Raw genomic sequence first — 7,157 nt, 5'->3', positions numbered from 1 at the left:
ACCGGCCTGTGGTACTGGAACACCCAGTCAGGACCGGGCACCATGACCCCGCACAACGCCATGGTGAACGGCGCCGGATTCGGCCAGACCATCCGCAGCATCAACGGCTCCCTCGAATGCGACGGCAAGAACCCGGCCCAGGTGCAGAGCCGCGTCGACGCCTACCGGCGGTTCACCTCCATCCTCGGGGTGAGCCCCGGCGCCAACCTCTCCTGCTGACACCCCGTCGAACGCACCGCGCGGCGGCGACCGGAAGCGGGTCGCCGCCGTGGCCGTTCGCGCCGGGATGTGCGCGCCGGCCCCCGCGCCCGCGGCAGGAGCCGCCGGACAGGCACTGGCTAGCCCAACTGCTCGTGCAGGAAGGCGACCGTGCTCCGCCAGGCGCGGTCGGCCGAGTCGGGGTCGTGGCTGGGCCGGCGGTCGTTGAGGAAGGCGTGGCCGGCCGGGTACAGGCGCAGGTCCGGAGTGGTGCCGGACTGCCGTCGCAGCGTCTCGCGCAGCTCTTCGACCCGCTCCGGCGGGATGCTCCGGTCCCGTTCCCCGTAGTGGCCCAGGACGCGGGCCCGCAGCCCCGAGAAGTCGGGCAGCTCGTCCCGGATCACGCCGTAGAACGGCACGGCCGCGCTCACCCGCGGTTCGACCGCCGCAAGGTACAGCACGAAGCCGCCGCCCATGCAGAAGCCGACCGCGCCCACCGTGTCCGAGGTGACCTCGGGCAGCGACAGCAGATGGCCGACCGCGCCGGAGAGCAGTTCGACGCCGCGGGCGACCGGCAGGGCCTTCATCAGGCGCTGCGCCTCCCCTGAGTCATGGGCCACGCTCCCGCCGTAGAGGTCGGGGGCGAGGGCGACGAAGCCCTCGGCGGCGAACCGGTCGGTGACCTCGGCGATGTGGTCGGTCAGCCCCCACCACTCCTGGATGACGAGGACGCCCGGCCCACGGCCGGACGGGGGCAGTGCGAGATAGCCGTGGGCGGTGGCTCCCGCACTGGGGAAACTGACGTTCTGGCGGGCGGGGACCTCGGCGGGCTCGGGCTGCTCGGGCACGGTGCTCAACTCCTGCGCGTTCGCGTCGGGCGCCGGGCCGGGGCGGCACGGCATCGTGTGAGGGAGGGCCGGAGGCCCTCTTTCCGGATCTCTACCGTGTCACCGGGTCCCCTCATCATGGGCATCCGGGCGCGGCCACGAGCAGGTGACCGGCACCGTGCCGGCCACAGCTGACTACAATGGTGTAGACGGCCCACCGGACTGCGCGACGAAGACGGGGTGAGAAACGTCCCATGACGGACGCGAAGGACGAACGCAGGCCGGCCGGCGAGCTCGAAGCGGGTGTGATGGCCGTCCTGTGGGCCGCCGACGCCCCCCTGACCCCGGGGCAGGTCCAGCTGAGCCTCGGCAGCGACCTGGCCCGCACCACGGTGACCACGATCCTCACCCGGCTGCACGACAAGGGCGTGGTCGAACGCCGCCGCCAGGGCCGTGGCTACGCCTACTACCCCGTCCAGGACGCGCAGGGACTGACCGCCCGCCGCATGCACTCCGAACTCGACCGCGACACCGACCGCGAGACCGTCCTCGCCCGCTTCGTCGCCCAGCTCAGCCCCGACGACGAGCGCATCCTGCGCGATCTGCTCGAATCCGGTGAGCGATGACCGCCCTGCTGCTTCTGCCGCTGCTGCTGCCCCTCGCCGCGCCCGTGCTGGCCCGGCGCACGCTCGACCGCCTGGCACCCGTGGCCGCGCTGTGGGTGATCACCGTCTGCGCGCTGGTGCTCGCCGGCTGCTCGCTGGCCGCGCTGGGCGTCTTCGTGCTCACCGGTCTGCTCAAGCTGCCCGTCTTCGCCGCCCTGGGCGAACTCGTGCACCCGCTGCCCACGGCGCCCGACCTGGTGGTCCTGCCGGCGGCCGCGGTCTCGGTGGCGGCGCTCGCCGTGTGCGCGGGCATGTTCGCGCGCACCGCGCTCCGGGAGATCCGGGCCTTCCGCGGCGCCCGCACCGAGGCCAGGCGCAGGCCCGCCGCGGGCGATCTGTGCGTCGTCGACTCCCCGCACCCGGACGCGTACGCCCTGCCCGGCCGCCCGCACCGCATCGTCGTCACCACGGCGATGCTGCGCAGCCTCGACGCCGCCGAACGCGAAGCGCTGTTCGCCCACGAGCGCGCCCACAACCGGGGCGGCCACCACTACTTCCTGGCCGCCGCCGAACTCGCCGCGCACTGCCATCCCGCGCTGCGCCCGGTGCGCGCCACCATCCGTCTCGCCGTCGAACGCGCGGCCGACGAGGCCGCCGCGGCGGCCGTCGGCGACCGCCGGCTGACCGCCCGTGCCATCGCCCGCGCCGCCCTGGCCGGCCAGGACGCCCGCTCGGCCCGCCCGGCCCGCCCTCAGTTCGCCCCCGCCGTCACCTCCGGTCCGGTGCCGCACCGGGTGAAGGCGCTTCTCGCGGCCCCGCGTGCCCCGCGCCGGGCCACGGCCTGGATCGCCGCGCTGCTGCTGGCCTGCACCACGGCCTCCTTCGCCGCCTCGGCGACCGGCATGCTCGACGTCCACCACAGGGTGGAGATCGCCCAGGGCGAAGAGTCCCGTTAGACAGGCCCCGGCCCACAACCGACCAGAGAGGCCCGGCTCGCCACCGACGGGGTCCGAACCGTCGGATCCCCGTCCCGCGCGCCCCGCCGCCACCCGCCGCCCAGCGGACTGGCGCGCGCGGGGTTTTACGTATAACCTCACCCGTCAATCGCACGTCCCCGAAAGGCCCCGATGAGACGCATCGCCCTGGTCACCCTCGTCGTCGACGACTACGACGAGGCGGTCCGCTTCTACACCGAGGCCCTCGGCTTCCGCCTCGTGGAGGACGCCCCGCGACCGGACGGCTCCCGCTGGGTCGTCGTGGAGCCCGGGAGCGAGGCCGCCGGCCCCGGTCTGCTGCTGACCCGCGCCAAGGGCGACGTCCAGCGGGCCCGCGTCGGCGACCAGACCGGCGGACGCGTCGGGTTCTTCCTGCACACCGACGACTTCGCCCGCGACCACGCCCGGATGACCGCCGCCGGCGTGACCTTCCTGGAGCAGCCTCGGCACGAGCCGTACGGGACCGTCGCCGTCTTCCAGGACCTGTACGGCAACCGCTGGGACCTGCTCCAGCCCGTCGGCTGACCCTTCTGCCGCTTCCCTCGAACCGCCTGCCCAAGGAAAGATCCGCCATGACTGCTACGCGCGTAGACATCGATGTGATCCGTCGCCTCCCCAAGGCCGTGCTGCACGACCACCTCGACGGCGGGCTGCGCCCAGCCACCGTCGTCGAACTCGCGGACGCGGTCGGCCACACGCTGCCCACCACCGACCCCGAGGAGCTCGCCGCCTGGTACTACGAGGCCGCGAACTCCGGTGACCTGGTCCGCTACATAGCGACCTTCGAGCACACCCTGGCCGTCATGCAGTCCCGCGAAGGCCTGCTGCGCACCGCCGAGGAGTACGTCCTCGACCTCGCCGCCGACGGTGTCGTCTACGCCGAGGTGCGCTACGCCCCGGAGCTGAACACGGCCGGCGGGCTGACGATGCGCGAGGTCGTGGAGACCGTGCAGGAGGGTCTCGCCGCCGGCATGGCCAAGGCGGCCGCCGCCGGGACCCCCGTGCGCGTGGGCACGCTGCTGTGCGGCATGCGCATGTTCGACCGGGTCCGCGAGGCCGCCGACCTCGCCGTCGCCCACCGCGACGCGGGCGTCGTCGGCTTCGACATCGCCGGCGCCGAGGACGGCTTCCCGCCCGCCGACCACCTGGCCGCCTTCGAGCACCTGCGCCGCGAGAGCGTGCCGTTCACCATCCACGCCGGCGAGGCGTACGGCCTGCCCAGCATCCACCAGGCGCTCCAGGTGTGCGGCGCGCAGCGCATCGGCCACGGTGTGCGCCTCACCGAGGACATCGTGGACGGCAAGCTCGGCCGCCTCGCGGGCTGGGTGCGCGACCGCCGTATCGCCCTGGAGATGTGTCCGACGTCCAACCTCCAGACCGGGTGCGCCACCTCGATCGCGGAGCACCCGATCACGGCCCTGAAGGACCTCGGCTTCCGCGTCACCCTCAACACCGACAACCGTCTGGTCTCCGGCACCACCATGACCCGGGAGATGTCGCTGCTGGTCGAGGAGGCGGGCTGGACCGTCGAGGACCTGCGCACGGTCACGGTCAACGCGGTCAAGAGCGCGTTCATCCCGTTCGACGAGCGCAAGGCCCTCATCGAGGACGTCGTCGTGCCCGGCTACGCGGCCGCGCTCTGAAGCAGCCCGCGCGCATAGGCGGCCTGTCCGGCGTGCTGAAGATCGTCGGACAGGACGCTGACCAGACGCACGCCCAGGGTGACCGGGGGATCCCAGCCCTCGTCCACGACGCGTTCGAGGTCCTTGGCGGTCAGGCCGCGCAGGGCCTGGAGGGTCTGCTCGTGGACGGCGTCGTAGTACCCGGTGAGCAGGTCGGCGGACTCGACGCGCACCTTCGCGACCTTCGCCGCCGTGTGCCCGTAACCGGTGTCGTGGCGCGGCAGGTCCAGGCCGAAACGCTTCTCCCAGCCCTGGGACAGCCACACCTGGTCGAGGCCGAAGGCGTCGGCGACATGGTCGTCCTGGACCCGGGTGAGATGCCAGACGAGCCAGGCGGGGGAGTTGGCGTCGGGAGCCGGACGGGCGTGCAGCTCGTCCGGCCCGAGGCCGTCCAGAACGGCATGGACTTCTTCCTGGATGCGGCCGTAGCCGTCGATGAGGATGTCCTTCGCGTGCATGCGTCCACCATCGCGCATCGCATGCCGTGGCGCGCCCGGAATCCAGCCGGTCGCCCCGGGTGCCGGACCTCTCGATCCGTCAGGATCCGCCCCTGCCGGCCCCCGCTCCGTCAGCCCCGTCCCCGTCGACCCCGCTTCGTCAGCCCCGTCCCTGTCAACCTCGTCCCTGTCAGTCCCGGTCCCTGTCAGTCCCGGTCCCCGTCGGTCCCGGCCCTGTCGGCCCGTGACTCCAGGAGGGTGACCAGGGCGCGGGCCGCCGGGCTGGTGCCCTGTTCGGGCGGCAGCAGAACGACGGTCTCGTACGGCCGCTCACCCGTGCCCTTGAACGGAAGCGCGGTGAGCGACGGACGCTTGTGCCGGAAATGCCGGGGAACCAGCGCGATGCCCAGGTTCTCGTCGACCAGATCGAGCAGACTGTGCACGTCGTTGACCTCGAGCGCCACCGTGCGGTCCACGCCCGCGGCGGAGAAGGCCGCGTCGGTGACGCGGCGCGGACCCCAGTCCGGGTGGAAGTCGACGAAGACCTCACCGCTCACCTCCTCGGGGGTGAGCGGCGCGCCCGCCGCCGCGAACCGGTGGCCCGGATGGCACAGCACCGTCATCGGCTCACCGGCCAGAGCCACCGAACGCAGCTGGTCGGTGTCCGCCTGGGTCCGGTAGGCGAACGCCAGATCGAGCCGGCCCGCCGCGACCCCCTCCGCGAGCGCTCCCGAGCCCGCCTGCCGCAGCCGGATCTCCACGTCCGGATGCCGCCGCCGGAACGCGGCGAGCAGCCCCGCCACGTCCACGCCCGCGATGCACTGCTCGGTGCCCAGTGTCAGCGTGCCGCGCAGCACGCCCTGCACGGCGGCCACCGCCTCGTGCGCCGCCCGGACCTGCGCCAGGATCCGCTCCGCCTCGCCGAGCAGCGCACGCCCGGCCTCGGTGAGCGTCACCCGGCGCGTGGTGCGCACGAACAGCGGGGCCCGCAACTCCCGCTCCAGCGCCCGGATGGAGGCCGACAGACCCGACTGCGACACCATCAGCCGCTCCGCCGCCCGGGTGAAGTGCTGGTCCTCGGCGACCGCGATGAAGTGCTGGAGATGACGCAGTTCCATGATTGAGAAGCGTAGCCGCTCAATCCCATCGGATTCTCCTGTTGGACCGCTGCCCGCGGGCGGCGCGAGAGTAGGACACCGAAGGCGTCCGAGCAGGACACGGAAGACATCCGAGCAGGACACCGCAAGCCTCGCCGTACCAACCCCTCATGGAGTCGCGTTGTACACCGCCCACCCCGACCGCTACGCCGACATGCCCTACCGGCGCACCGGACGCAGCGGCCTGAAGCTGCCCGCGCTGTCACTCGGCCTGTGGCACAACTTCGGCCCGGACCGCCCGGTGGAGACCCAGCGGGCCATCCTGCGCCGCGCCTTCGACCTCGGCGTCACCCACTTCGACCTGGCCAACAACTACGGCCCGCCGCCCGGCGCCGCCGAGTCCGCCCTCGGCGAGGCGCTGCGGGCGGACTTCGCGCCGTACCGCGACGAGCTGGTGATCTCCACCAAGGCCGGCTACCTCATGTGGCCCGGCCCGTACGGCGAATGGGGCTCGCGCAAGTACCTGCTGTCGTCGCTGGACCAGAGCCTGAAGCGGATGGGCCTGGAGTACGTCGACATCTTCTACTCGCACCGCCCCGACCCGGAGACTCCGCTGGAGGAGACGATGGGCGCGCTGCACTCGGCGGTCCAGCAGGGCAAGGCCCTCTACGTCGGCGTCTCCAACTACTCCGCGGAGCAGACCCGTGAGGCCGCCCGGATCCTCGGCGAGCTGGGCACCCCGCTGCTGATCCACCAGCCGCGCTACTCGATGCTCGACCGCCGCCCCGAGGAGGAGGGTCTCCTCGACGCCCTCGACGAGCTCCAGGTCGGGTCCATCGCCTACTCCCCGCTGGAGCAGGGCCTGCTCACCGCCCGCTACCTCGACGGCATCCCCGAGGACTCCCGGGCGGCGAGCGACAGCCCCTTCCTCAGCTCCGACGCGGTGACCGGGGAGCTGGTGGGCAGGCTGCGCGCCCTGGACGAGATCGCCAAGTCCCGGGGCCAGTCGCTGGCGCAGCTGGCCCTGGCCTGGGTGCTGCGCGGCGGCCGGGTGACCTCCGCCCTCGTCGGCGCGAGCAGCCCGCAGCAGCTGGAGGACAGCGTCGCAGCGATCCGCGACCTGGACTTCGACGCGGAGGAACTGGCCCGCATCGACGCGGTCGTCAGGCCGTGAGCTTGTCAGGCCGTGAGCTCGTGAGGTCGTAGGCGTCGCGTGCGTGAGGCGGCCGCCCACCGGTGTACCGGTGCTTCACCAGCGCCCTCACCGCGGTCACCCTCGCCCTCGGAGCGCCCGGCCTCGGCCGCCGCCGGGGACA

The 7,157-nt window shown here is 73.0% G+C and carries 9 protein-coding genes; 6 read left to right on the top strand and 3 right to left on the bottom strand.

Annotated features, from left to right (window positions below):
- Nucleotides 1–219, top strand: a 219-nt coding sequence (locus tag ABZ484_RS38020; RefSeq protein ID WP_358870522.1) for a chitinase, incomplete at its 5' end; no start/stop codon positions are given.
- A gap of 119 nt (nucleotides 220–338) precedes the next feature.
- Here ABZ484_RS38020 and ABZ484_RS38015 read toward each other — a convergent pair.
- Nucleotides 339–1,046 carry a dienelactone hydrolase family protein gene (locus tag ABZ484_RS38015; protein WP_358870521.1) on the bottom strand — a complete coding sequence of 236 codons (708 nt, stop codon included), beginning with the start codon at nucleotides 1,044–1,046 and terminating at the stop codon, nucleotides 339–341.
- 233 nt (nucleotides 1,047–1,279) lie between these two features.
- Between ABZ484_RS38015 and ABZ484_RS38010 the strand changes: the two genes are divergently transcribed.
- From ABZ484_RS38010 to ABZ484_RS37995, 4 genes are all read left to right on the top strand, one after another.
- Entirely contained in the window at nucleotides 1,280–1,651 is a 372-nt protein-coding gene (locus tag ABZ484_RS38010; RefSeq protein ID WP_358870520.1) for a BlaI/MecI/CopY family transcriptional regulator, read from the top strand.
- Complete coding sequence (locus ABZ484_RS38005; protein WP_358870519.1) at nucleotides 1,648–2,586, top strand: M48 family metalloprotease; 939 nt, start codon at nucleotides 1,648–1,650, stop codon at nucleotides 2,584–2,586. The genes ABZ484_RS38010 and ABZ484_RS38005 overlap by 4 nt, the downstream gene beginning before the upstream one ends.
- Before the next feature lie 171 nt (nucleotides 2,587–2,757).
- Nucleotides 2,758–3,150 (top strand): VOC family protein, encoded by a 393-nt coding sequence (locus ABZ484_RS38000; protein ID WP_358870518.1) that lies wholly within the window; start codon nucleotides 2,758–2,760, stop codon nucleotides 3,148–3,150.
- Nucleotides 3,151–3,197: 47 nt separating this feature from the next.
- A complete protein-coding gene (locus ABZ484_RS37995) occupies nucleotides 3,198–4,268 on the top strand; it encodes an adenosine deaminase (RefSeq protein WP_358870517.1) in 1,071 nt (356 codons plus the stop codon).
- Here the strand turns inward: ABZ484_RS37995 and ABZ484_RS37990 are convergent.
- Together ABZ484_RS37990 and ABZ484_RS37985 are read right to left on the bottom strand one after the other, a co-directional pair.
- Nucleotides 4,250–4,765: a DUF664 domain-containing protein gene (locus ABZ484_RS37990; RefSeq protein WP_358870516.1), complete on the bottom strand. Its 516-nt coding sequence runs from the start codon at nucleotides 4,763–4,765 to the stop codon at nucleotides 4,250–4,252. The genes ABZ484_RS37995 and ABZ484_RS37990 overlap by 19 nt on opposite strands.
- Nucleotides 4,766–4,950: 185 nt before the next feature.
- Entirely contained in the window at nucleotides 4,951–5,862 is a 912-nt protein-coding gene (locus ABZ484_RS37985) for a LysR substrate-binding domain-containing protein (protein ID WP_358870515.1), read from the bottom strand.
- Between the two features lie 160 nt (nucleotides 5,863–6,022).
- On the opposite strand from ABZ484_RS37985, the gene mgrA reads away from it, so the two are divergent.
- On the top strand, nucleotides 6,023–7,015 hold the full coding sequence (gene mgrA / locus ABZ484_RS37980) for an L-glyceraldehyde 3-phosphate reductase (protein WP_358870514.1): 993 nt from the start codon (nucleotides 6,023–6,025) through the stop codon (nucleotides 7,013–7,015).
- Nucleotides 7,016–7,157 lie beyond the last annotated feature (142 nt).

Origin of the sequence: Streptomyces sp. NPDC006393, assembly GCF_040628575.1 — a bacterium.
Classification (GTDB): Bacteria; Actinomycetota; Actinomycetes; order Streptomycetales; family Streptomycetaceae; genus Streptomyces.
This window is presented reverse-complemented; position numbering and strand designations above follow the sequence as displayed.

Bases quoted from the DNA above. Each gene is read 5' to 3' on its own strand.
- ABZ484_RS38010 (WP_358870520.1), top strand. From the start codon at position 1,280: ATGACGGACGCGAAGGACGAACGCAGGCCGGCCGGCGAGCTCGAAGCG.
- ABZ484_RS38005 (WP_358870519.1), top strand. From the start codon at position 1,648: ATGACCGCCCTGCTGCTTCTGCCGCTGCTGCTGCCCCTCGCCGCGCCC.
- ABZ484_RS38000 (WP_358870518.1), top strand. From the start codon at position 2,758: ATGAGACGCATCGCCCTGGTCACCCTCGTCGTCGACGACTACGACGAG.
- ABZ484_RS37995 (WP_358870517.1), top strand. From the start codon at position 3,198: ATGACTGCTACGCGCGTAGACATCGATGTGATCCGTCGCCTCCCCAAG.
- ABZ484_RS37990 (WP_358870516.1), bottom strand. From the start codon at position 4,765: ATGCACGCGAAGGACATCCTCATCGACGGCTACGGCCGCATCCAGGAA.
- ABZ484_RS37985 (WP_358870515.1), bottom strand. From the start codon at position 5,862: ATGGAACTGCGTCATCTCCAGCACTTCATCGCGGTCGCCGAGGACCAG.